This window comes from Streptomyces sp. NPDC048278 (genome assembly GCF_040652195.1).
Taxonomy (GTDB): domain Bacteria; phylum Actinomycetota; class Actinomycetes; order Streptomycetales; family Streptomycetaceae; genus Streptomyces.
In genome coordinates, this window is record NZ_JBEZLP010000013.1 from 1 (window position 1) to 22,965 (window position 22,965).

At 73.7% G+C, this 22,965-nt stretch carries 19 protein-coding genes; 12 read left to right on the forward strand and 7 right to left on the reverse strand.

Annotated features, from left to right (window positions below):
* The first annotated feature begins 22 nt into the window (after positions 1–22).
* The 9 genes from AB0D74_RS22925 to AB0D74_RS22965 all read left to right on the forward strand — a co-directional run bounded on the left by AB0D74_RS22925 (position 23) and on the right by AB0D74_RS22965 (position 14,665).
* The gene (locus AB0D74_RS22925) at positions 23–7,480 is read left to right on the forward strand and encodes a hypothetical protein (protein ID WP_362589895.1); all 7,458 of its coding nucleotides are present in this window, start codon (positions 23–25) and stop codon (positions 7,478–7,480) included.
* A gap of 34 nt (positions 7,481–7,514) precedes the next feature.
* Entirely contained in the window at positions 7,515–8,789 is a 1,275-nt protein-coding gene (locus tag AB0D74_RS22930; protein WP_362589898.1) for an RICIN domain-containing protein, read from the forward strand.
* Positions 8,790–8,937: 148 nt separating this feature from the next.
* Complete coding sequence (locus AB0D74_RS22935) at positions 8,938–9,192, forward strand: hypothetical protein (RefSeq protein WP_362589901.1); 255 nt, start codon at positions 8,938–8,940, stop codon at positions 9,190–9,192.
* Positions 9,189–9,557, forward strand: a complete 369-nt coding sequence (locus tag AB0D74_RS22940; RefSeq protein ID WP_362589904.1) for a helix-turn-helix domain-containing protein — start codon at positions 9,189–9,191, stop codon at positions 9,555–9,557. The genes AB0D74_RS22935 and AB0D74_RS22940 overlap by 4 nt, the downstream gene beginning before the upstream one ends.
* 127 nt (positions 9,558–9,684) lie before the next feature.
* A complete protein-coding gene (gene uraD / locus AB0D74_RS22945) occupies positions 9,685–10,194 on the forward strand; it encodes a 2-oxo-4-hydroxy-4-carboxy-5-ureidoimidazoline decarboxylase (protein ID WP_362589907.1) in 510 nt (169 codons plus the stop codon).
* A 37-nt stretch (positions 10,195–10,231) separates the two neighbouring features.
* Complete coding sequence (gene uraH / locus AB0D74_RS22950) at positions 10,232–10,639, forward strand: hydroxyisourate hydrolase (RefSeq protein WP_362589910.1); 408 nt, start codon at positions 10,232–10,234, stop codon at positions 10,637–10,639.
* A gap of 6 nt (positions 10,640–10,645) precedes the next feature.
* Positions 10,646–11,548 carry a factor-independent urate hydroxylase gene (gene pucL / locus AB0D74_RS22955; RefSeq protein WP_362589913.1) on the forward strand — a complete coding sequence of 301 codons (903 nt, stop codon included), beginning with the start codon at positions 10,646–10,648 and terminating at the stop codon, positions 11,546–11,548.
* A 126-nt stretch (positions 11,549–11,674) separates the two neighbouring features.
* Positions 11,675–13,051, forward strand: a complete 1,377-nt coding sequence (locus AB0D74_RS22960) for an 8-oxoguanine deaminase (protein ID WP_362589916.1) — start codon at positions 11,675–11,677, stop codon at positions 13,049–13,051.
* A 231-nt stretch (positions 13,052–13,282) separates the two neighbouring features.
* Positions 13,283–14,665 carry a nucleobase:cation symporter-2 family protein gene (locus AB0D74_RS22965; RefSeq protein WP_362589919.1) on the forward strand — a complete coding sequence of 461 codons (1,383 nt, stop codon included), beginning with the start codon at positions 13,283–13,285 and terminating at the stop codon, positions 14,663–14,665.
* A 50-nt stretch (positions 14,666–14,715) separates the two neighbouring features.
* On the opposite strand, the gene AB0D74_RS22970 is transcribed toward AB0D74_RS22965, so the two are convergent.
* A complete protein-coding gene (locus tag AB0D74_RS22970; RefSeq protein WP_362590552.1) occupies positions 14,716–15,513 on the reverse strand; it encodes a helix-turn-helix transcriptional regulator in 798 nt (265 codons plus the stop codon).
* A gap of 93 nt (positions 15,514–15,606) precedes the next feature.
* On the opposite strand from AB0D74_RS22970, the gene AB0D74_RS22975 reads away from it, so the two are divergent.
* Positions 15,607–16,470: an NAD(P)H-binding protein gene (locus AB0D74_RS22975; RefSeq protein ID WP_362589922.1), complete on the forward strand. Its 864-nt coding sequence runs from the start codon at positions 15,607–15,609 to the stop codon at positions 16,468–16,470.
* A 113-nt stretch (positions 16,471–16,583) separates the two neighbouring features.
* Here the strand turns inward: AB0D74_RS22975 and AB0D74_RS22980 are convergent, their stop codons facing one another.
* Complete coding sequence (locus tag AB0D74_RS22980; RefSeq protein ID WP_362589925.1) at positions 16,584–18,017, reverse strand: MFS transporter; 1,434 nt, start codon at positions 18,015–18,017, stop codon at positions 16,584–16,586.
* A 131-nt stretch (positions 18,018–18,148) separates the two neighbouring features.
* Between AB0D74_RS22980 and AB0D74_RS22985 the strand changes: the two genes are divergently transcribed.
* Entirely contained in the window at positions 18,149–18,550 is a 402-nt protein-coding gene (locus tag AB0D74_RS22985) for a helix-turn-helix domain-containing protein (protein WP_362589928.1), read from the forward strand.
* Between the two features lie 29 nt (positions 18,551–18,579).
* Here the strand turns inward: AB0D74_RS22985 and AB0D74_RS22990 are convergent, their stop codons facing one another.
* From AB0D74_RS22990 to AB0D74_RS23010, 5 genes are all read right to left on the reverse strand, one after another.
* Complete coding sequence (locus AB0D74_RS22990; RefSeq protein WP_362589930.1) at positions 18,580–19,002, reverse strand: acyl-CoA thioesterase; 423 nt, start codon at positions 19,000–19,002, stop codon at positions 18,580–18,582.
* 113 nt (positions 19,003–19,115) lie between these two features.
* Entirely contained in the window at positions 19,116–19,751 is a 636-nt protein-coding gene (locus AB0D74_RS22995) for a hypothetical protein (protein WP_362589933.1), read from the reverse strand.
* An 80-nt stretch (positions 19,752–19,831) separates the two neighbouring features.
* On the reverse strand, positions 19,832–20,431 hold the full coding sequence (locus AB0D74_RS23000) for a histidine phosphatase family protein (protein WP_362589936.1): 600 nt from the start codon (positions 20,429–20,431) through the stop codon (positions 19,832–19,834).
* Between the two features lie 3 nt (positions 20,432–20,434).
* Positions 20,435–20,965 carry a hypothetical protein gene (locus AB0D74_RS23005; protein WP_362589939.1) on the reverse strand — a complete coding sequence of 177 codons (531 nt, stop codon included), beginning with the start codon at positions 20,963–20,965 and terminating at the stop codon, positions 20,435–20,437.
* Between the two features lie 60 nt (positions 20,966–21,025).
* On the reverse strand, positions 21,026–22,234 hold the full coding sequence (locus tag AB0D74_RS23010) for a pyridoxal phosphate-dependent aminotransferase (RefSeq protein WP_362589942.1): 1,209 nt from the start codon (positions 22,232–22,234) through the stop codon (positions 21,026–21,028).
* A gap of 81 nt (positions 22,235–22,315) precedes the next feature.
* On the opposite strand from AB0D74_RS23010, the gene AB0D74_RS23015 reads away from it, so the two are divergent.
* Positions 22,316–22,942, forward strand: coding sequence for a winged helix-turn-helix transcriptional regulator (locus AB0D74_RS23015; RefSeq protein ID WP_362589945.1), 627 nt, complete (start codon positions 22,316–22,318; stop codon positions 22,940–22,942).
* The last annotated feature ends 23 nt before the right edge of the window (positions 22,943–22,965 follow it).

Here is a 22,965-nt window from a genome sequence, read left to right on the forward strand (position 1 = left end):
GGACGAGGATCTTCTGCACGAGGTGCTGCATTATCTGGGGTTGCCGGACGAGCAGCGGGACAACGACTTCGTCTTCCGGTCCCATGCCAACAGCATGGCGGTGCACACCGCGGGCGTGATGGCGACGACCGAGTCCGGAGTGGAGATTCCCCAGCGCTATCTCGACATCATCGAGAGCGTCACGGCGGCGGGCCCCCGGCTCCACGACCACCCCTTCGACGGCGGCGTGCACAGTGGTCCCGTTCAGGAGCCCGCCGACCCCCCGATCCCGGCCGACACCCCGCCCGCCTGGCCCACCTCACACGCACCGGTCCCGGCACCGTCGTCCTCGTACGTCCTCGCGTACGGCCGGCAGCTGGACGGCAATGTGGGGCTGGTGTTCCTCGAACCGCTGTCGGCGGCGGTCGTGGACGGGCTGCACGCGCAGGTCATGGCGGCGCTCGGGCTGGCGCACGCGCCCGACACGCACCCGGTGCGGGAGCAGTTGCGGACCGTGGCGAGCGCGGAGGAGCTGGTGCTCAACCTGCCGTATCTGCGCGGCAGTCTGGGCCATCGGATCACGCTGCGGGTGAACGGCCGGGACCGGGTGGTGGATCTGCGGATGCGCCTCGCGGACCCGGTGGCGGCGGCCCGGTACGGGCAGGCCGAGGGTGCCGAGCGGGACGTGCGGGTGGAGCGGCGCGGTGTCGGCACCCAGGAGTCGGTGTCGTCGGAGGCGTCCGGCACGGTCCGTACCCTGCTGCTGCCGTGGACCGGGCTGTTCCCGGTGACCAGGGCGATCCCGGTCCGCGGTGTCGACGTGGCGCTGACCCTCGCGCTGACGTTGAACCAGCTCGCGTCGACGTCGTCGGTGACCACGGTGGTGCAGACGACGTCGGCGCAGCGCAGCAACGAGCCGTCGGAGCCGTACGACTTCACCGCCCTGTGGGAGGTGCGGCTGGACACCCCGGCACTGGCCGCTCCGGTCACCTGGGGGGCGGCCGTGTCGCACGGGCCGGTGACCTTCTGGTTCCCGCAGCACCTGGCGCGGGACGAGGAGGGGGAGCTGCCGGAGGCGGCGGATCTCGACGACCTTCCGGTGTGGGGCGTGGACACGGTGGCCGAGCCGGGGCGGCTGTTCGCGGAGGCGCTGGAGCACTTCGGGGCGCGGCTGCGGTCCCTGGACGAGGACTCCCTCGCCGAACTGGAGACGTTCCTGTCGGAGCCGTTGCTGCGGGGCACCCTGCCGATGCAGCGGGACCGAGGGGTCTTCTCGCCGGTGCTTCTGGACGGGTCGGGGCGCGCGGTCGGCATGTTCCAGCTGCTCACCGAGGTGGCCGTCGGGGATCCGCTGCGGCGCAGTGTCCCCGGGAAGATCAATCTGGAGAGCCATCTGACCCAGGTGGTGCGGATCGACTCCCAGTCGAGGTTCAGCAGCGGCCTGTCGTTGTCCGGGAGCGTCGGTCCGGCGCTCACCGGCGACCACGCCGAGGGGCATCCGGAAGCGGTGCGGCGGGTCGGGGGCGGGGTGCTGGGGCGGGCCTCGGCCCAGGCGGGGACGAACGAGTCGCTGGCGCAGAGCGGCAGCGCGGCCCTGATGCACGCGGTCCGCAGCAACCGGAGCCATCTGCTGGCGCCCGCCGAGGTACGGCACACGCTGGTGCTCCACCTGCCGGGCGGCGGGCATCTGGACTTCACGCCGGGCGACTGGCCGCGCGGGATGCACCTGCGGCTGCTGACCGCCGAGGACGCCCGGGGCCACGCTCCGTCTCCGGAGGAACTGCGGCGTCTCCCGGCCGAGTTGGAGCATCTCCAGGCGATCGGCACTACCACGACGCCGCTGGGCGTGGAAGGCGCCGAGCCCCTCTTCGTGCAGGCCGAGAACTGGCTGCGCCGGGAGGGCTTCCTGCCCGCGGACACCTCTTCGCGCAACCGGGTGCTGCCCGACGAGGCCCTGGTGCAGGCCCAGTTGAACAATCTGAGCAGGTTCGAACAGGCCAGGTCCCAGGTGGGGCAGCGGGCCGCCACGGACGCCATGGTGGACGGCGGCCATCCGCTCTTCCTGGAGATCCCGACGCTGTCCGGGAGCCGCCGGGTGCGGCTGGTGCTCAGCGCGGTGCGCGGGGAGGGCGACAGCGTGCACACCCGGGTGCTGCCGGATGTACAGGGCATGGGCGTGGCGTCCCTGTCGACGGCCGGCAACGACCAGCGGGGGTCGTCGTACGGGATGTCGTACGGCGGCGGTGGTTCGTTCGGGCTGCCGGTCCGCAAGGGCGCGTGGACGCTGGGCGGCACCGGCGACCATGTGCGCGGCCACCAGGTGCAGCACGACAACAGCGTGCAACTGTCGGTCGGACACGACCAGTTCTTCATCGGCAGCGGGCCGGGGCAGCGCAGCGAGGTGTTCGAGGTGCCGGCCGAGCTGGCGCTCGACCTGTACGAGGGGCCGGGGGAGCAGCCCCTGGTGCGGTTCGCGCACGAGACGGTGACCGAACCGTACGTACCGCACGGTGCCCCGCCGGCGGACCCGCCGCCCCCGCCGCCGGACCGGGTGCCGGGGACACTGCGGCTGTCGGTGCCGACGCACCGTACGCTGCCCGCCGCCGCGCCCGCCCCGGCGGCGCCCGCGGCCCACACCGTGCGGGCCGCCACCCCGGCCGACCGCACCCTGCTCGACCTGACCGACGACCACGGCACCCCGCTGCCGGACTCGGTGCCGCTGCCGGACGACTCGATGGTGGAGGTGTTCCGGGCGTCGGCCGCGCTGGACGAGGCGTTCCGGTCCGTGCTCGGCAACACCTACCCCGGGCATCCCGCCCGGGGCCTGCTGGACGACGTACGGGACGCGGTGGCGGAACACACCCCGGCGCCGGTGGCGCGGGTCGGGCGGGCCATCGGCGAGTCGCTGGCCGGGTCCGCGGCCACCGACCCGACCACGGTGGCCGCGGAGATGCTGACCGCCGCCCGCAGCCCCGCGGCCCTGCTGGCCCGCGGCCACCAGGTGTTCAAGGGCGCCTATGTGATCGAGGGGCTCACCCTGCCCGGGCTCGCCGCGGACGAGGTGCTGTCGGTGGAGATCCGGGGCGCCCTGCGACGGCCGCGGGCGGCGGGCGACGTCTCGCAGTACTTCGAGACCGGGCTGAGCGCAGGCGACGGGGCCGGACAGCAGCGGGGGGTGTCGAGCAGCGTCCAGTGGGCGGGCGGCTTCACCGCGGTCCGCAACACCTCGTCGGCGCAGACCCCGGCCGCCGACCAGGCCGCGGGCAACGACGACGACGGCGGCATGCACCACCGCCGTGCCGACGACCCGGCGCAGCAGCAGGGCGGCGGCACGACGGCGTCCGCGCACCGGCCGTCGACCCTCAACCCGTCGGTCCGGCACAGCCGCACCACCCGAGGCGACCGGTCCCGGGCGCTCGCCTCCTCGACGGTCGTGAACCGCACGGCCACCGAGAGCGGCGCCCAGCACCGCATCGCGGCCGACGGACTGCTGCTGGTGACGTTCCGGCGGGGCCGCCGCAACGCCGTCGGCAACGCGTTCGGGCAGGGCGAGGGCCGTACGGTGACGGTGGCGGTGGAACTGCCGGACGCCGTGCGGTTCCTGGCCACACCGGCGCAGATCCGGCGCCACGCCGCCTGGTTCGCGGGGGTGGCCGGTCTCACGGTGCCCGCGCAGGTGCCGGGCTCGGTGCCGCTGCCGCGCCGGTTCGTCGCCTCCCGCGAGGTGGGCCTCGGCAGCGTCCAGGCGATGGACCAGTTCACCGACGCCACCCGGACCGTGCGGCGCCCCGACGAACTGCGGCAGCGACTGCTCGGACTGGTGGAGGACGAGGCGCCCGGCACGACCCGGCCGGGGCACTCGTCGTATCTGCCGGGGGTGGCCACCAGGATCGCCGACCTCACCTCCACGGCCGGGCTGCGCACCCTGGCCGGGCGGGGACCTGGCCGGGTGCAGCGGTTCCGGTACCGGCACGTCGGGTACGGCGGTGCCCGCCTGGTCGAGGTGACGCTGCGGGCCGAACCGGACGCCGACGACCACGCGCTGCGCCTGCTGCGCGGGTTCCCGGCGGCACCGGGCGCCGGGATCGAGCACTTCCTCGGCCACACCCCGTCCGCGGTGACCGACCGGACCGCGCGTACCGTCCGGCACTCGGGGTTCGTCCAGCTCCAGTCCCGCATCCCGAGGCTCACCGGCGGCCCCCGTACCGACCGGGCGAACGTCCTGCTCGGCGGCGACACGGTCCGCGGCAACTCGGCGCGGGCGACCCGGGCCGCCGAGGACCGCTACTGGCTGCGCACCGACAACGCCGCCGACTTCGAGGGCGTCCCGTACCGGATCGTCGCCGAGGTCCGCTCGACCCCGACCGCCGACTGGCTGCTGGACCTGCCGGGCAGCGTCCTCCAGCACGGAGTGCTGAGCCTGACCGACGCGGACACCTCGCTCGCCGACCGGGTCACGCACCTGTTCCTGGGCCGGCCCGCCCGGACCGTCACCGTGCACGCCGCCGCCGCGCTGCGCTTCACGGGCAGCGAGACCGCCGAACCCGCGCCTGCCGAGGAGCCCCTGGCGGTGGGACGGCACCGACAGCGCCCCACGGTGACCGGGCGGCGGTTCACCCCGGGCGGCCCGGCGCCGGTGTTCGGCTTCGACGGGGGCGCCGAACTCGCCGCCGCGCTCGGCGAGGTGGCCCCGGACCTCACCCACTCCTGGCGGTCGCTGACCGCCTCGGACTCCGCGGACGCCGGCGCCGTACGGATCGGCGAACTCGTCCAGGCGGGCACGGTCTCGCTGGACCATCCGCGCGGCCCGGCCGGTGTGACCACCGTGATGCCGGGCGCCTACCCGTTCCAGGGCCGTCCGGGCACCCCGCCCCGGCTCACCGTGGAGCTGTACCGGCCGCGCCCGGTGACCGACACCGGCGACGTGACGGTGGACCGGCTGCGGATCAGCACGGTGAGCGCGGGCTCCGCCTCGCAGGCGGGCCTCACCGGAAGCCTCTCGGCGCAGGGCGGTTTCAGCGCCGACGACGCGAACCGGCAGCTGCTCGGCTTCACCCTGCCGGTGCTGGCCCGCCAGCCGCAGCAGCCGGGGACGGGCGCCGCCGTCAGCGGTACCCGCAGGGACTGGCTCAAGCACGGCAACACCACCACCCCGGAGGGTTCCCGCGGCACCCGCAGCCACGAGGCCCTCGCGGACGCCCTGATCACCGTGCACGGCCCGAACGGCGTCCGGTACGTGACCGGCACCGTGCGGATCCGGCCCCTGGAACGCGATCTGCTCGGGTTCGGGGTCACCGGCGCCCGGACCGCCCCGGGGGTGTTCGACGGCGCCTCCCTCGCCCGGGAGGCCGCGGACGCGCGGGCGGCGGACGGCAGGGCCGACGACGTGCTGCGGGACTGGCGGACCGTGCCGCTGCGGGACCTGCCCACCCTGCTGGCGGACGGCATCGGGGCGGGCCCGGACGGCGGCTCCGGCATGGTCCAGCTGTGGCTGGCCGTCGACGGCAGCGCGGCACAGACCGCCCGCGCCCTGTACGCCGCCTCGGGCACCGCCGCCCTCCTGCGGCGACCGGTCGAACTGGCCCTGCGCGACGGCGACGGCGTCCGGTTCCGCCGGTTCGACGCCGACGGCGACCCGGACAGCACACCGGCCGAGGACCAGGCGGCGGACAGGGCGGCGGACCGGGACGAGGACCAGGCGGCGGACCGGGACGGGGGCGCGGGGGACGGCCGGGGCGACGGCTGGACGGCCGTACGCGATCAGATACGCGCGCTGGAGGAGGCCGGGCAGGCCGAGGACGCGGCACGCGCGCACGAGGCTCTGCTCCAGGCACGGATGCCGGACGCCCTGCGCGCGCGGGACGACGCCCTGCCGCCGGTGACGGAGGCGGAACGGGCGCTGGCCGACGCCCGCGCCGCGGCCGGTATCGCGGCCGACGCCCGCACCGCCGCCGACACCGCCGTCACCGAGGCCGCCCGCACCGACCGGGAACGGCGGGCCCGGGTGACGGAGCTGACGGCCGATCTCGGTGAGCGGACCGGGCGGGCCACGGCCGCGGCCGACGCCGCCGACGAAGCCCACGAGGCGGTCAGGACCGCGCAGGCCGAGCTGGAGGAGGCGGAGGAGGCCGTACGGCGGGCCGCCGCCCCGGCCGCGCGGGACGGCGGCACGGGCAGCGCCGCCTCGGGTGAGTCCGTTGCCCGGCGTGAGTCCCTGGCCCGGCGAGAGTCGCGCCGGAACCGGGCGCGCACGGCGCTGGCCCGGGCCCGGACGGCGGCGGAGGCGGCCGACCGGGCCGCCGAGACCGCCCGGCACGCCGCCGACGACACCGCGCGCCGGCTCGGCCTGGCCCGGGACGCGGCCCGCACCGCCGCCGAGGCCCTGGCCCACGCCCAGGACACGGCCGCGACGGCGGCCACGGCCGACCGCACGGCCCGGGAGGCACTCGCCGTGGCCGTCGCACGGCACGACCGGGCGGTCGCCGCGCGCGACACGGCCCAGGAGGCCCTGGACGCCCTCGGCCGCGAGGTCGACGCCACCCTCGCCGAGCAGGGCCGGCAGGCGGCCCGGCAGCGCAACGCCCAGAACGACCTCGCCGACGTGGTCGCCCTCCTGGAGACGGAGCGGGCGGCGGCGGACGACGGCACCGTGCCGCTGCCCACCGGCTCCCTGGCCGCCACCCCGGCCACCTGGCCCCGCCGCACCCCCCGCCCGCCCCGGGCACGCAGCGGCGCCGGTCCCGCGGCGGAGTTGGCGCAGGAGACCGAGGAAGAGCCGGAGGAACCGCCGCAGGAGCGGGAGACCGGGCCGGCCGGAGCCGGGGGCGGGACCGCCCGGGGCACCGGGGGCGGCCACGGCGGGGGCGGGGAAGAGGACACCGAGGACGAGGAAACCGAAGACGACGAGGACGACGCGGACGACGAGGACGACGCGGACGGCGAGGACGGGAACGGCCGGGGCGGTGTGGGCCCCGCGGGTCGTCGGCCCGTCGTGTCGCGGGAGGAGCGTCCCGAGACGTTCGCGCGTTCCCTGGCCGGGCTGCTCGCCTCCTCCGGCACCGCCCCGGCCTGGACCCGTACCGGTGACCCGCACGGCGCGCTCCTCGCCTGGGCCCGGAGCGACGTGGCCGCGCACGGGGCCCCCGACGACGCCGCGCTCCCGGGCCCCGACACGGCGCTGACGACCGCCGCGCTGGCGCACGTCGGTGCCCTCACCGAGGAGGTGCGCGCCCAGGCGATCCTCCAGAACGGCACGGTGACCGTCGCCGAGGCCGGACTGGACGACTTCGCACGCCTCGCACTGGTGCTGGCCCGCCCCGACACCCCCGTCTACGTGTCCACCCTGGCGGCACTGGTCGCACGGGACACCGGGCGACCGGTCCTGGTGCTCGGCCCCGGCGACCGCAGCCACCGGTTCGGCCCGGCCGACGGCGCCCCGCTGACCCTCTACTTCGACGGCAACCGGTTCTCGGCCGCTCCGCCCGCCGCGGACGACGACTGACCGGTCGCCACCCGATCACATCGGAAGGAACACCATGTCCGGCAAGAACAGCCCGCGGCAGCAGCCGACGACGGGCGAGACGGAGTCGGGTGCGGCCCCGGACCCCACCTCGGGCGGTGCGCCCGCGACCGGAGCGGCGCGGGAGGCCCAGGCCACGGCAGCGGCGGCGGCCCCGGCCGTCGGCGGGGAACCGGCGACCGGTCCCGGCGGGACGGAGACCGCCGCGCGGGCGGAAGAGGCTCTCACGGCCCGGTCCCGGCCTGCCGCGGCGGCCCCGGTCGCGGCCCCGGCCCCGGCGCCGGGTCAGGCCGCGGGAACGTCTCCGGCCCCGGGCGCCGACGCGGGCGCCGACGTCGGCGCGGCCCCGGAGCGAGAGGCCAGCGCCGGCCCGGGCCCGGAAGCGGCACCCGAGGGCCACGCCGACACCGAGGCAGAGGCCGCCCCAGGAACCGGAACCGGCGCCGGAGCGGGCTCCGGCGCCGACACGGACGTCGTGGCCGCCCCCGCCTTCGGCCGTCCCTCGCGGGGGCTGCTGGCCGGAGCCGCGATCGCGGGGGCGCTGCTGATCGGGGTGCCGTTCCTGGTGTCGGGAATGCTCGGCCGGTCGGGTCCGGACGGGAAGACGTCGGACCGGGCCGCCGAGGCCGGCACCGTACTGAACGGGGCGACGACGGACGCCGGACCCGGCGCCTACGGTTCGGCCACCCCGGACCCGGTGTCCTCCTCGCCGACCGCGTCGCCCTCCCGGCCGGCGGACGGCGGCAGGAAGAACACGGTGAAGAAGGGCGCGGGGGCCGCCGCGGCGGGCGCCGGGGTGGTCGCGGGCAGCTCCGCCGAGGCACCCAAGAAGGCGTCCTCCGGCGGGAGTTCCAAGAAGAAGACCACCGGGACCAAGGCCACGGTCACCGCCACGGTGACCAGCGCGCCCGGCACCACCATCTACAGTCACGCCTCCAACCGGTGCATCGAGATGGTGGGGCACAAGGGCGCGGACGGCTCGCCGCTGGAGATCTGGAACTGCAACGGCAAGAACTGGCAGAAGTGGGACTTCCGTTCCGACGGCACGATCCGCTCGATGGGCCTCTGCATGGACGTCGCCTGGGGCTCCTCGCAGAACGGCGCGGTGATCCAGCTCGCGGTGTGCAGCGGCAACCCGGCTCAGCAGTTCCGCCTGAACTCCAGCAACGACCTGGTCAATCCGCAGGCGAACAAGTGCGTGGACGTCAAGGACGAGCAGACCGGCAACGGCACCCGGCTCCAGCTCTGGGACTGCAACGGCCAGGACAACCAGAAGTGGAGCACCCGCTGACCGGGCGGAGGGGCGCCCCGGTCGGTTAGGGTCGGCTCGTGGCGGACGCAGCGGCTCCGTCACCGTGGATCTGACTGGCCCGGGGTGTGTCGCGGCTGTGCGGTGGTCGGCCGAAGCCCAGGCCGGAAGTGCGTTTTCTGGGGGCGCAATGCGATTGAGAGTGGAGTTCACGACCGAACCCTTCGACCTCGACGAGGCCCCCGCGCACGCGCTGGTCGCCCGCGAGGTCATCGAGGGCGCCGAGCTGGACGCGGTGGACGTCGGGCCGTTCGGGAACACGGCGGAGGGCGGCTCCGACGCCGTGCTCACCGCCGTGGACGCGCTGCTGCGCAAGGCGCTGGAGGCCGGCGCCACCCGGATCTCGCTCCAGGTCAACGTGGTGGGGGAGGGCGGCGACAAGTGACCGGAAACGGGGACGAGCCCTTCATCACCGCCGTGAAGCCGCTGGTCGACGCCATGGGCGGGGAGATGCTCCCGCCCGACGAGGCCGGCCCCGACGACGTCGTGCTCGCCTGGGAGGGCGTCGACGCGGTCGCCGTACGGCTGCCGCAGCTCGCGGACTCCCTCGACCACATCCTGGCCGCCATGGAGCGCAAGCAGGGCAAGCCGCTGGCCGACCTGGACCGCAAGGCGAAGCAGGAGGTCGTGCGCATACTGGAGGCGCGGGGCGCCTTCTCCGTACGGCACGGCGTGGAGACCGTGGCGGGCGCTCTCGGCGTGAGCCGCTTCACCGTCTACAACTACCTGAACCGCGAGAAGGAAGGCTGACCCTCCCGGTGTGCGGCGGGGGTTGTTACGCGGAATTTTCAACAAAGTGTTGACGCTGGGTTCCGGAGGGCGTTAGCTAACGGCAGCCCGTTCAGCACGAAGGCCGCACACGGCCACGGAGGCTCCCGTGACGTCGACTTCCACGCCCCCGGGCCTGGCCCGGTTCAACGAACTGGAGGAGCACGCGGCACTCGCCGTCCTCCACGAGGCGTGCGCCTCCACCGCCTGGGCCCGGCACCTGCTCGCCGCCCGCCCCTACGCCACCCCGGAGGCCCTCTACTCCGCCAGCGACGCCGTCATGGCCGAGCTGGGCGCGGCGGACCTCGCCGAGGCCATGGCCGGACACCCGCCGATCGGCCGCCCCAGGCCCGGCGACCCCACCTCGGCCCGGGAGCAGTCCGGCATGGCAGGCGCCGCCGACGCCCTCAAGGCGGAGATGCTCGAACTCAACCTCGCCTACCAGGAGCGGTTCGGCCATGTCTTCCTGATCTGCGCCACCGGCCGCACCGGCGAGGAGATGCGGGACGCGGTCAAGGAGCGGATCGGCAACCCGCCCGAGCAGGAGCGGGAGATCGTCCGCACCGAGCTGGGCAGGATCAACCGCATCCGGCTCGGCCGGCTGGTCGAAGCGGACTGAAGCCGGCCGAAGCAGACTGAAGAGGACGCCTGACACCATGAGCACCAGCACCGGCACCAGCACCACCGCCTCCGTGTCCACCCACATCCTGGACACCAGCGTCGGCCGCCCCGCCGAAGGCGTCGCCGTCCGGCTCTCCGCCCGCCCCGGCCGGGAAGCGGACTGGCAGGCGCTCGGCGGTTCCGCGACCGACGCGGACGGCCGGTGCAAGGACCTGCCGGCGCTGCCGGTGGGGACCGCACACGTACGGCTCGACTTCGCCGTGGAGCCGTATTTCGAGAAGAAGCAAGCCGATGCGCAGCAGGACGCCCCCGCGAATCGGGACAGCGGACCGGCCGTGTTCTTCCCGGAGGTGGCGATCACGTTCGCCGTCGTACCGGGCGAGCACTACCACGTACCGCTGCTGCTCAACCCGTTCGGCTACTCCGTTTACCGAGGGAGCTAGCTACACATGCCTACGATTCTTGGACAGAACCAGTACGGCAAGGCCGAGAACCGGGTCGTCAAGATCACGCGGGACGGCGCCACCCACCACATCAAGGACCTCAACGTCTCGGTGTCGCTCTCCGGCGACATGGACGAGGTCCACTACTCCGGCTCCAACGCCAACGTCCTGCCGACCGACACCACCAAGAACACGGTGTTCGCGTTCGCCAAGGAGCACGGCATCGAGTCCGCCGAGCAGTTCGGCATCCACCTCGCCCGGCACTTCGTGACCAGCCAGGAGCCGATCCACCGGGCCCGGATCCGGATCGAGGAGTACGCCTGGGAGCGCATCGACGCCTCCGACGCCAGGCACTCGTTCGTGCGCAAGGGCCAGGAGACCCGGCTCACGCAGATCAGCTACGACGGCTCCGGGTGGGAGGTCGTCTCCGGCCTCAAGGACCTCGTCGTGATGAACTCGACCGACTCGGAGTTCTGGGGCTACGTCAAGGACAAGTACACGACCCTCCCCGAGGCGTACGACCGCATCCTGGCCACCGAGGTCTCCGCCCGCTGGCGGTTCAACTGGACCGACGACGAGCAGGAGATGCCCCACTGGGAGCAGTCCTACGAGCAGACGAAGAAGCACATGCTCCGGGCCTTCGCCGAGACGTACTCCCTCTCGTTGCAGCAGACGCTGTACCAGATGGGTTCGCGGATCATCGACAACCGCGGCGAGATCGACGAGGTCCGCTTCTCGCTCCCGAACAAGCACCACTTCCTCGTCGACCTGGAGCCCTTCGGGCTGAAGAACGCCACCGAGGACGGGGCCGTGTACTACGCCGCCGACCGGCCCTACGGCCTGATCGAGGCGACCGTCCTGCGGGAAGGCTGCGAGGCGAGGATCCCGGTGGACCTCACCAACCTCTGACCTCCTCACTCTTTTCGGCACCCTCGGCCGGGGAGCGGGCTCTTCGGGCTCCCCGGCCGCGGCACTCAAATCCCCGGGGTCCTGCCGTGCCCTCACCACGAGTCCGCTGAGCGAAAAGGACACATCATGGCAGCAGGCCAGCGCATCGTCATCGAGAACTGTTCGATCGCGACCGTCGACGCCCACGACACCGAGTACGCGGACGGGTACGTCGTCATCGCCGGCAACCGCATCGAGTCGCTCGGCGCGGGCAGGGCACCCGAGGGCCTGGAGGACGTCGTACGCCGCATCGACGCCACCGGCCACCTGGTGACCCCCGGCCTGGTCAACACCCACCACCACTACTACCAGTGGATCACCCGGGGCCTGGCCACCGACCACAACCTCTTCAACTGGCTCGTCGCCCTCTACCCGACCTGGGCGCGCATCGACGAGCCCATGGTGTACGCGGCGGCGCAGGGCTCGCTCGCCATGATGGCCCGCGGCGGTGTCACCACCGCGATGGACCATCACTACGTCTACCCGAAGGACTCCGGCGACCTGTCCGGCGCGATCATCCGCGCCGCCCGCGAGACGGGCGTCCGCTTCACCCTCGCCCGCGGCTCCATGGACCGCAGCGAGAAGGACGGCGGGCTGCCCCCGGACTTCGCCGTCGAGACTCTCGAAGGCGCCCTGGCCGCCACCGAGGCGACCGTCGCGGAGCACCACGACGCCTCCTTCGACGCCATGACCCAGGTGGCCGTCGCGCCCTGCTCGCCGTTCTCCGTCTCCACCGAACTCCTGCGGCAGGGAGCCGAGCTGGCCCGTCGGCTCGGGGTGCGGCTGCACACCCACGGCTCGGAGACCGTCGAGGAGGAGCAGTTCTGCAAGGAACTGTTCGGGACGGGCCCGACCGACTACTTCGAGTCCACCGGCTGGCTCGGCGAGGACGTGTGGATGGCGCACTGCGTCCACATGAACGACTCCGACATCGCCGCGTTCGCCCGCACCGGGACCGGCGTCGCCCACTGCCCGTCCTCCAACGCCCGCCTCGCGGCCGGGATCGCACGCGTCCCCGACATGCTCGCCGCCGGCGTCCCGGTCGGCCTCGGCGTCGACGGCACCGCGTCCAACGAGTCCGGCGAACTCCACACCGAACTGCGCAACGCGCTGCTGATCAACCGCCTCGGCGCGCACCGGGAGGCGGCCCTGAACGCCCGCCAGGCGCTGCGCCTCGGCACCTACGGCGGCGCCCAGGTCCTCGGCCGGGCGGAGCAGATCGGCTCCCTCGAACCCGGCAAGCTCGCCGACCTGGTCCTCTGGAAGCTGGACACCCTCGCCCACGCCTCCATCGCCGACCCGGTGACCGCCCTGGTCCTCGGCGCCGCCGCGCCGGTCACCGCCTCCTTCGTGAACGGCCGTCAGATCGTCGAGGACAACCGGCTGCTGCGCGTCGACGAGGACGCCATCGCGCGCGCGACGCGGGCCGAGGCCCGGCGGCTGGCGGAGATCGCCGGGCGCTGACTCCGCTTCCCCGCAAGGCACTTGAGCTCCGGTCGGGAGGGACGGCTCCCGGCCGGTGGCCGTGGACCCCGAAAGGGCCCACGGCGGCCGTCTCCCGGGCGCGCGCTGCCCTGCGCGCGCCCGGGCCCGGTCACCGTCCTCCTCTCGGGTCCCGCACGACCTCGACCACCCGCACCACCTCCCTGAAACCCGCGTCAGAGCCGATGCGTAACCGACCGGAGGAGAGCCGCAGTGTCCGCGCAACCAGTGCACCCCGTCGACGAGAAACTCCCCGCCCTGAAAATGGCCACCACGGGCCTGCAGCACGTGGCCGCCATGTACGCGGGAGTGGTCGCCCCGCCCCTGATCGTCGGCGCGGCCATCGGCCTCACCGGCACCGAACTGACCTTCCTGACCGCCGCCTGCCTCTTCACCGCGGGCCTCGCCACCTTCCTGCAGACCCTCGGCGTCTGGAAGATCGGCGCCCGGCTGCCCTTCGTCAACGGCGTCACCTTCGCCGGGGTCGCCCCGATGACCGCGATAGCCGCGTCCACCCACGACAAGTCCGACGCCCTGCCCGTCATCTTCGGCGCGGTCGTCGTCGCCGGCCTGCTCGGCTTCCTCGCCGCCCCCTTCTTCAGCAAGGCCATCCGCTTCTTCCCGCCCGTCGTCACCGGCACCGTCATCACGCTCATCGGCGTCTCGCTGCTCCCGGTCGCCTTCGGCTGGGCGCAGGGCCCCGACCCCGCGGCGAAGGACTACGGCTCGGCCGGGTACCTGGGGCTGGCCGCCACAACTCTCCTCATCGTCCTGCTCCTTCGCCGCTTCACCCACGGCTTCGTCAAGCAGATCGCCGTGCTGCTCGGCCTGGTCGCCGGCACGGTCGTCGCGATCCCGTTCGGCGTCACCGACTTCGGCCCGGTCGCGGACGCGGACCTGATCGGCTTCCCGACCCCCTTCCACTTCGGCGCCCCGCAGTTCCAGCTCGCCGCGATCCTCTCCATGTGCGTGGTGATGGTGGTCTCGATGACCGAGTCGACCGCGGACATGCTGGCGCTGGGGGAGATCGTCGAACGGCCCGCCGACGAGCGGACGATCGCGGCGGGGCTGCGCGCCGACACCCTCGGCTCGGCGCTGAGCCCGCTCTTCAACGGCTTCATGTGCAGCGCGTTCGCGCAGAACATCGGCCTGGTCGCGATGACCCGGATCCGCAGCCGGTTCGTGGTCGCGGCCGGCGGAGGCTTCCTGGTGCTGATGGGCCTGTGCCCGGTGGCCGCCTCGCTGATCGCCGTCGTACCCCGTCCGGTCCTGGGCGGCGCGGGCGTGGTCCTGTTCGGCTCGGTGGCGGCCAGCGGCATCCAGAACCTGGTCGGGGCCGGCCTGGAGAAGGGCGAGAACGTCCTGGTCGTCGCCGTCTCCCTCGCGGTCGGCATCATCCCGATCACCGAGCCGGACTTCTACCACGCCTTCCCGGAGACCGCCCGGATCGTCCTCGACTCGGGGATCTCGACCGGGTGCGTGACCGCGGTGGTACTGAACCTGGTCTTCAACCACCTGGGCCGACGGCGCGCGGAAGCGAGGGCGACGACGACGGAGGCCGCCGTACCGCTGGCGGCACCGCAGTCGATCACGTGACGCAGGGGCCGCGGCTGCGCGCCGTGAGCGTGCTGCCCGGGCGATTGGAGTCAGGGCCGGCGGAGCCGGAGTGCCTGGCAGGGGGTGATCGCGGGCAGGCGGCCGGTGAAGTACGAGCGGGGCGGTACGCCCATCAGGGCGCGGAAGTCGGTCGTCATGTGCGACTGGTCGAAGTAGCCGGTGGCAGCCGCCAGTTCGGACCAGCCGACGCTGCCCGCGCGAGCCGCGACCGTGCGGACCCGGTCGATACGGGCGTAGTGCTTCGGGGAGACCCCGACCCCGTCGCTGAACAGGTTCCGCAACTGGCGTTCGCTGACGGCCAGTTCCCGGGCCACGTCCCGTACCTGCGCGGGCGCCCGGTCCAGCCGCACGGACAGCGCCTCCACACCCGCCCGCAGCAACGCCGTCCGGTCCGCGTCCGTCTGCTCGGACAGCAGGCCGGGCAGCACCTCGGCGATCCGCGGCAGCGCCGTCGGCGGGTCCAGCCACCGCACCTCACGGGCGAACCGGCGGGCCACCCCGCCGGGCAGCGCGTCCAGCGGCACCACCCGGCCGACCAGCCCGGCGGCCGGTACGCCCAGCAGGGCCCGGGCGGTGCCCGGAGCGAGCACCAGCTCCACGCACGAAAGGTGCGGCTTCCCCTCGTGGTACGCGGCCCGCACCCGCGGCCCGACCGCGAGGACGTCACGCTGCCCGTCCGCCGTCACCCGCAGCACCACCTTCGTCAGCGCGTCCGGCAGTTGGACGAACGTCCCCTCGGGGGGCTCCGCGAAGGACATGGTCCGCACCCCGGCGACCCAGGGGCGCAGCGTGTCGGGCACGGTCGCGAGCGGCTCGGCGATGGTCATCGGCACCCTTCCACCGTAAGCGACCCGCACCGCCGTCCGGGCGGGCCGGCCGTGCCGGAATTTCCAAGAGAAGGGCACCCCGGCGGGCCCACCGTGGACCGCATGATTCTGGTGACGGGTGCCACGGGCACCATCGGACGTGACGTCGTACGACAACTGGCCGGGCGCGGCGCCAAGGTGCGCGCGCTCACCCGCGACCCGGCGAAGGCGGCCGTGCCCACCGGGGTGGAGGTGGTGCGCGGGGACTACGCCGAACCGGCGTCCCTGGAGGCCGCGCTGGCCGGTGTGACGGCCGTGTTCCTGCTCAGGGCGGCCGGTCCCGACGAGGGTCAGGACGCGGCCCTGGTCGCCGCGGCCCGGTCCGCCGGCGCGGAGCGGCTGGTGAAGCTGTCCGCCATCGCGACCGGCGATCCGGGTTCGGGTCCCTCCGGCTCCTGGCACATGGCCGGGGAGCGGGCGGTGCGGGACAGCGGGCTCGCCTGGACGGTGCTGCGGCCCTCGTCGTTCGCCTCCAACACGCTGACCTGGCTGCAAGCCCTGCGCACGGGCGAACCGGTCCCCAACATGACCGGGGACGGCGCCTCGGGCGTGATCGACCCCCGAGACATCGCCGAGGTGGCGGTACGGGCCCTGCTCGACGCCGGGCACGCGGAGCGGACGTACACCCTGACCGGCCCCGAGGCGATCACCGTCCCCGGCCAGGCCGCCGTGCTCGCCGAGGTCCTGGGCCGACCGGTCCCGACCCGCGACCTGTCCCCGGACGAGACCCGTGACTTCCTCCGCACGGCCTGGGGGATGGAGGGGGCCCAGGTGGACGGCGTCCTGACCGGCCTCGCGTTCGTCCGCGCCGGAGGCAACGCGGTGCTCACCGAGGACGCCCGGGAGGTGCTCGGCCGCCCGGCCCGGACCTACCGGGAGTGGGCGGAGGACCACAGGGACGCGTTCGGGGCGGCCTGAGAGCCGGTTCCGCCCGGCGCCGGAGTGTCGCGGCGCCGGGCGCTTCGGGCGCGCCGACCTGCCCGGCTCAGGCCCGCCGACCTGCCCGGCTCAGGCCCGCCGACCTGCCCGGTTCAGGCGCGCCGCGGTCGCAGCGTGGCCGCCGCCAGGCCCAGGGCCGCCGCCGCGACCACTGTGGCCACCCGGAAGGCCAGCTGGTAGCCGGCCGCCGTGGCCGGCACCGGCCCCGCGCCCGCGAGCAGCAGGCCGTCGGTACGGCTCGCCGCGAGGGTGGACAGGGCGGCGAGGCCCAGTGAACCGCCCACCACCTGCGTGGTGTTGAAGAGCCCGGAGGCCAGCCCCGCGTCCTCCGCGCGGGCACCCGCCATGGCGAGGCCGGTGAGCGGGGGCATCGCCGCGGCGAAACCGGCCGCCATGAGCAGCATCGGGGGCAGCACGTCGGCCGCGTACGACCCGTCGGCGGGCGCCCGGCTCAGCAGCGCCATCCCGACGGTGATGAGGACCAGCCCGGCGAGGAGCACACGGTACGCGCCGAAGCGGCCGGTCATCCGCGCCGACAGCCCCAGCATCAGGACGCCGATCGCCAGCGGCGCCGGCAGGAAGGCGAGCCCGGTGTGCAACTCGCCGTAGCCGAGCACGCGTTGCAGGTAGAGCGCGCCGATGAACTGGAAGCCGTACATCGTCGCGACCATCAGGACCTGCACGCCGTTCGCGCCGCTCAGCGTCCGGGAGCGCAGCATCCGCAGCCGCAGCAGCGGGTGTTCGGCCCGGGCCTGGCGGACGGTGAACGCCACCAGGAGCAGGAGGGCGAGCGCGGCCAGGAGCAGGGTGGCGGCCGGACCCCGGTCGCCGGAGCCGACGATGACGTAGACGGTGAGCATCAGCGCGCCGGTGACCAGGGCCGCGCCAGGACCGTCGGCGCCCTTGCGGAGCCCGGCGCCGGGCTCGCGGGCCAGGATCCGTACCGCGGCCAGCCAGGCCACGACCCCGATCGGCAGGTTGATCAGGAAGATCCAGTGCCAGCTCAGCGCCTGGGTCAGCGCCCCGCCGAGGAAGGTGCCCAGGGTGGCGCCCACCGATCCCACCGCGCTGAACACCGCGATGGCACGGGCCTGTTCGCGCGGCTCGGGGAAGAGCGAGACCAGCATGCCGAGCACGACGGCCGAGGTCATCGCGCCGCCCGCGCCCTGCACCGCCCGCGCCGCGATCAGCGCACCCTGGGTGGTCGCAAGACCGCACGCCACGGAGGCCGCGGTGAACACGGCGAGCCCGGCCGTGAACATCCGCTTCCGGCCCACCAGATCACCCAGACGGCCGAACAGCAGAAGCAGTCCGCCGAACGGGATCAGATAGGCGTTCACCACCCAGGCCAGCCCCGGACCGCTGAAGCCCAGGTCGCGTTGGACGGCCGGCATCGCCACGGTGACGATCGTGCCGTCCAGGATCGTCATCAGCGCGCCCGCGCACAGGACGGCGAGGGACGCCCGACGCGGGTATGTTCGGGAGAGAGTCACCGGTGCGGCCGGTGTGCCGGTCGTGGTCGACATGGCCTTCTGGCCTCCGCAATCGCCGTAGCTCGCCAGGGACATCAACAGGAACCGGTCGTGCGCAAGGTGCACGACTTGTAACGGGGTTCATGGTGAGTGACCATGAGAGGACGGCGTAAGGAGGCAGTTCGATGTCCCAGAGGAACACCGGTGTTACCAGCCAGGTCGTGAACGCGCACGCCTGCCCGGTCCGCGAGGTTCTTGACAGGGTGGCCGGGAAATGGAGCGTGCAGATCCTGGTGGCGGCCTCGCACGGGCCCATCCGGTTCACGGAACTGGAGCGCGGCATCGAGGGCATCAGCCGCCGGATGCTGACCCTCACCCTGCGCAACCTGGAGCGCGACGGCCTGGTGACCCGCACCGTGTATCCGACGGTGCCCCCGCGCGTGGAGTACCAACTCACCCCGGTGGCTCTGGAGTTGCACGAGACCCTGCAGCGGCTGACCGACTGGGCCGAGCAGAACCGCCACTACGTCGCGCAGGCCCGGGCGGTCTACGACGCCGAGCACCAGCCGGAACTGCTCGACGCGTAGACGGCCGCGCGGGCGGCGCGCGGACCGGGTCAGAACCCGAACAGCTCCGGGACCGCGGCGAGTTCCTTGAAGACCGCCCGCGGGTCGGCGACCAGCTTCCGGGCCTTCAGGTCCAGCAGCCCGCCGACCGCGTCGACCTCGGCGGCCAGCGTGCCGTCCGCCTTGGTGATCTTCTGGAGTATCCGGAACGTCTTGCCGCCGCCCCACTCGAACGCGCAGGTCACATCGACCTCGTCACCGGCGAGCAGCTCCCGTTTGTAACGGATGGTCGTCTCCAGGCCCACCGGGCCCACGCCCCGCCCGATCAGCTCGGCCTGCGTGACCCCGGCCGCCCGGAGCAGCGACCAGCGGGCGTGCTCGGCATAGTTGATGTACACCGCCTGGTTCAGATGACCCTGCACATCGGTCTCGTAGCCACGGACGGTCACCCGGACGGAATACGGTTCGCTCACGACTTCCCCTTCTCGCGTACGGCGCCTTGTCGACGGCGTCTTGCGTACGGCGTCTCGCGTACGGCGTCACGTGTACGACGCACTGATCCTTCGGCGGCATCCTGACACGCCCGTCACACCCGGCGCGGCGATGCCAGCAGATAGCGCGTCCTGGTGCGCGGCTCCGTGTACTCACCCGTCTGCCAGCCCGCCCGCTCCAGGGCGTCCGTGCACGCCCGCAACCGCTCGCCCTCCGGCGCGTACACGGCGACCGCCTCCGGCTGCGGGGTCGCCCGCACCCGGTACCCGGGGGCGTCCGGCCCCTCGGGCGGCTGACCGGCCGCCTCCAGGGCGAGCGCGGCGGCCCGCACCAGATGCGTGCGCTCCCAGCCGCACGGCCGGTCGGTGGCGCCGTCGGGATTGGTCATCCGGCGCAGTTCGAGCAGCCCCTGCCAGGCGCTGTGCACCTCACGGGCGCGGGCGGGCCCGCCCGCGGCCGACTCCTCCCCGCCGACCCGCGCGGCGAACCCCCCGGCCGGCTCGGCCTCCCCCGTGGCCCGGGGTTCCGTGGCCTTCAGCGGCTCCGGAGCCTCCCGTATCCGATGCCCGGCCGGCGTCAGGAAGTGGTCGTGCGGTGGGCGCGGGTGCCGGAAGGCGAGCCCGCGCCCGACCAGGGCCGTCAGCTGCGCCTCGGTCCCGCGCAGCCGTCCGGTGACCGGGTCGGCGGCGTCGATGACCCGTCGCTGGGCGGCGGTGGGCGGTCGGGTCACGGTGCACACCTCCCCGGCGTCGAACGCGGAACCGATCCCTGCTCCGAAGGTTACGACCGGCCACTGACAACGCGGCCCGGCTACCCGCCCGGCCGGATGTTCCACCCCGCGATCACCGGTCGCCCGTGCTCCGTACCCAGCCGGCACAGCGTCCCGGTGGCCAGCTGGAAGAGGGCCCCGCCGGACGGTGGCAGGCCGAGGCGGCGGGCGGTCAGGACGCGCAGGAAGTGCCCGTGGGCGACCAGCAGCCCGGCCCCCTCGGTGTCGGCGAGGGCCGCCTCCACCTTGGCCAGCATCCGGTCGGCCCGCTCCCCGACCTGCTCGGGACTCTCCCCGGGATGCTCCGGCGGGCCGGGCGCCACCCCGTCCGTGAACAGGAACCAGCCGGGCCGGGTGCGCTGGATCTCCACGGTCGTCACGCCCTCGTAGCCGCCGTAGTCCCACTCCCGCAGGTCGTCGTCGACCCGGGCGTCGGGCACCCCGATCAGCTCGGCGGTGTCACGGGCCCGCTGGAGCGGGCTGACGAAGGCGGCACCGATACGGAGCGAGCGGATCAACGGCCGCAGCCGGTGCGCCTCGTCCCTGCCGTGCTCGGTGAGCGGCACGTCCGTCCACCCGGTATGCCGTCCGGACCGCGACCACTCGGTCTCACCGTGCCGGACGAGAAAGACATCAGCCATACGTCAGAGGCTAAGAGCCCAGCGCTCCAGTTCCGCGAAGTCACGCGCCCGCAGGCCGTGCCGCGGGTCCACCGGAAGGAGCAGTGCGGGCCCGTCGTGGTGCTCGGCGACGTGGCGGACGTCGAGTTCGGTGACCATGTCGTCGACCCACACGAACGGCCGCCCGGCCGCCCACGCCACCACGGTCCGGGTCTTCCAGTACAGGCCGTCCGGATCCTTCGCGAACAGCTCCGGCCACTCGATGACGGGCAGCTCGGGCAGCCCGACGACCGGCCCGATCATCTCGTTGGCCTGGTGCGTCCAGGTGGTGGCCCAGGCCAGCTCGTACGGCAGCGCGAGCAGCCGCGCCCCGTGCCCCGGATGCAGCCGCACCCGCAGCCCCCGGCGCAGCGCGCGGGAGCCGGGCCGCTGCCGTGCGGACCACTCGGCGGGGCGCAGCCTGCGGGTCACATACCCGCGGTGCCGCAGGAACCGGGCCCGGAAGGGATTCAGGGGGCCGTCGACGTCGAGGAGGAGCAGAGGCCGCTGGGTCATGGGGATGGCATACCCGGACGGCCCCCGATGGCTACCGCGCCTGTCGCGACCACCGCCCGGTTACTGCCGATAGCCGCTCAGGAACCGTCCGATCCGGCCGATCGCCGTCTCCAGGGTCTCCGTGTGCGGGAGGGTGAGGATGCGGAAGTGGTCGGTGGCGGGCCAGTTGAAGCCGGTGCCCTGGACGACCTGGATCTTCTCCTGGAGGAGGAGGTCCAGGACGAACCTCTCGTCGTCGTGGATCGGGTGCACCTTGGGGTCGATGCGGGCGAAGGCGTAGAGGGCGCCCTTCGGCTTGACGCACGAGACGCCGGGGATCTCGTTGAGCTTCTCCCAGGCCACGTTGCGCTGCTCGTACAGCCTGCCGCCGGGGGTGGTGAGCTCGCGGATGGACTGGCGGCCACCGAGCGCGGCCTGGATGGCGTACTGGGCCGGGGCGTTGGCGCACAGCCGCATGGAGGCCAGCATGGTGAGGCCCTCCAGGTAGTCCTTGGCGTGCTGCTTCGGGCCGGTGACCACCAGCCAGCCCGAGCGGAAGCCGGCCACCCGGTACGTCTTGGAGAGGCCGCAGAAAGTGAGGACCACCAGGTCGGGGGCGAGCGCCGCGGTGGAGTGGTGGACGGCGTCGTCGTACAGGATCTGGTCGTAGATCTCGTCCGCGAAGACCATCAGGCCGTGCCGGCGGGCCAGGTCGAGGATGCCCTCCAGGATCGCCTTCGGGTAGACGGCGCCGGTCGGGTTGTTCGGGTTGATGATGACGACGGCCTTGGTGCGGTCCGTGATCTTCGACTCCATGTCGGCCAGGTCCGGGTACCAGTCCGCCTGTTCGTCGCAGAGGTAGTGCACCGCCTTGCCGCCGGCGAGGGTGGTCACGGCGGTCCAGAGCGGGAAGTCCGGGGCGGGGATGAGGATCTCGTCGCCGTCCTCGACGAGGGCCTGGACGGCCATCGACACCAGTTCCGAGACGCCGTTGCCGAGGAAGACGTCGTCGACGCCCACCTCCAGGCCCAGCGTCTGGTAGCGCCCCGCCACGGCCCGGCGGGCGGAGAGGATGCCGCGGGAGTCCGTGTAGCCGTGTGCCTGCGGGAGCATCCGGATCATGTCCTGGAGGATCTCCTCCGGCGCCTCGAAGCCGAACACCGCGGGGTTGCCGGTGTTCAGGCGCAGCACGCTGTGGCCCGCCTCCTCCAGCGCGTTGGCGTGCTCGATCACCGGTCCGCGGATCTCGTAACAGACCTCGCTGAGCTTGTTGGACTGCCGGAACTCCATGCGCCCCTCCGGAAACTCGTGTTGCTTGGTTTTACCAAGTAGGAGCTTGGAAAGTCCAACATCTTGTCTAGACTGCGTCGCATGTCACCTCGCCGAAGCTACGACCAGTACTGTTCCGCGGCCCGCGCCCTCGACGCGGTCGGCGACCGCTGGACCCTGCTGATCGTCCGGGAGCTGCTGGGCGGTCCCCGGCGCTACACGGATCTGCACGCGGATCTGCCGGGGGTCAGCACGGACGTCCTCGCCTCCCGGCTGAAGGACATGGAGCGCGACGGTCTCGCGACCAGGCGGCGGCTGCCTCCGCCGGGTGCGGCGTACGTCTACGAACTCTCTGCACGGGGGCGGGAGTTGCTCCCGGTGCTCCAGGCGCTGGGCAAGTGGGGGGAGCCCGAACTGGGTGAGCGCCGGCCCACCGACGCGGTACGCGCCCACTGGCTCGCGCTGCCGCTGCTGCGGGCGCTGACGGGCGAGGGGCTCGTCGAAGTCCGGCTGGGAGAGGGGGACTTCCACCTGTACGTCGGGGCGGAGGACGGCCCGGTGTACGGCGACGGGCCGGCACCCGCCGAGCCCGACGCCCGGCTCGTGCTCGACGCCGGTACGGGTACCGCCCTGGCCCGGGGCGAGTTGGAACTGGCGGACGCGGTGCGGGACGGGCGGGTCACGGTGACCGGGGACGGGGCGCTGGCCAAGGAGCTGCGCGAGGCCTGAAACGACGACTGGGCCGCCGCGAA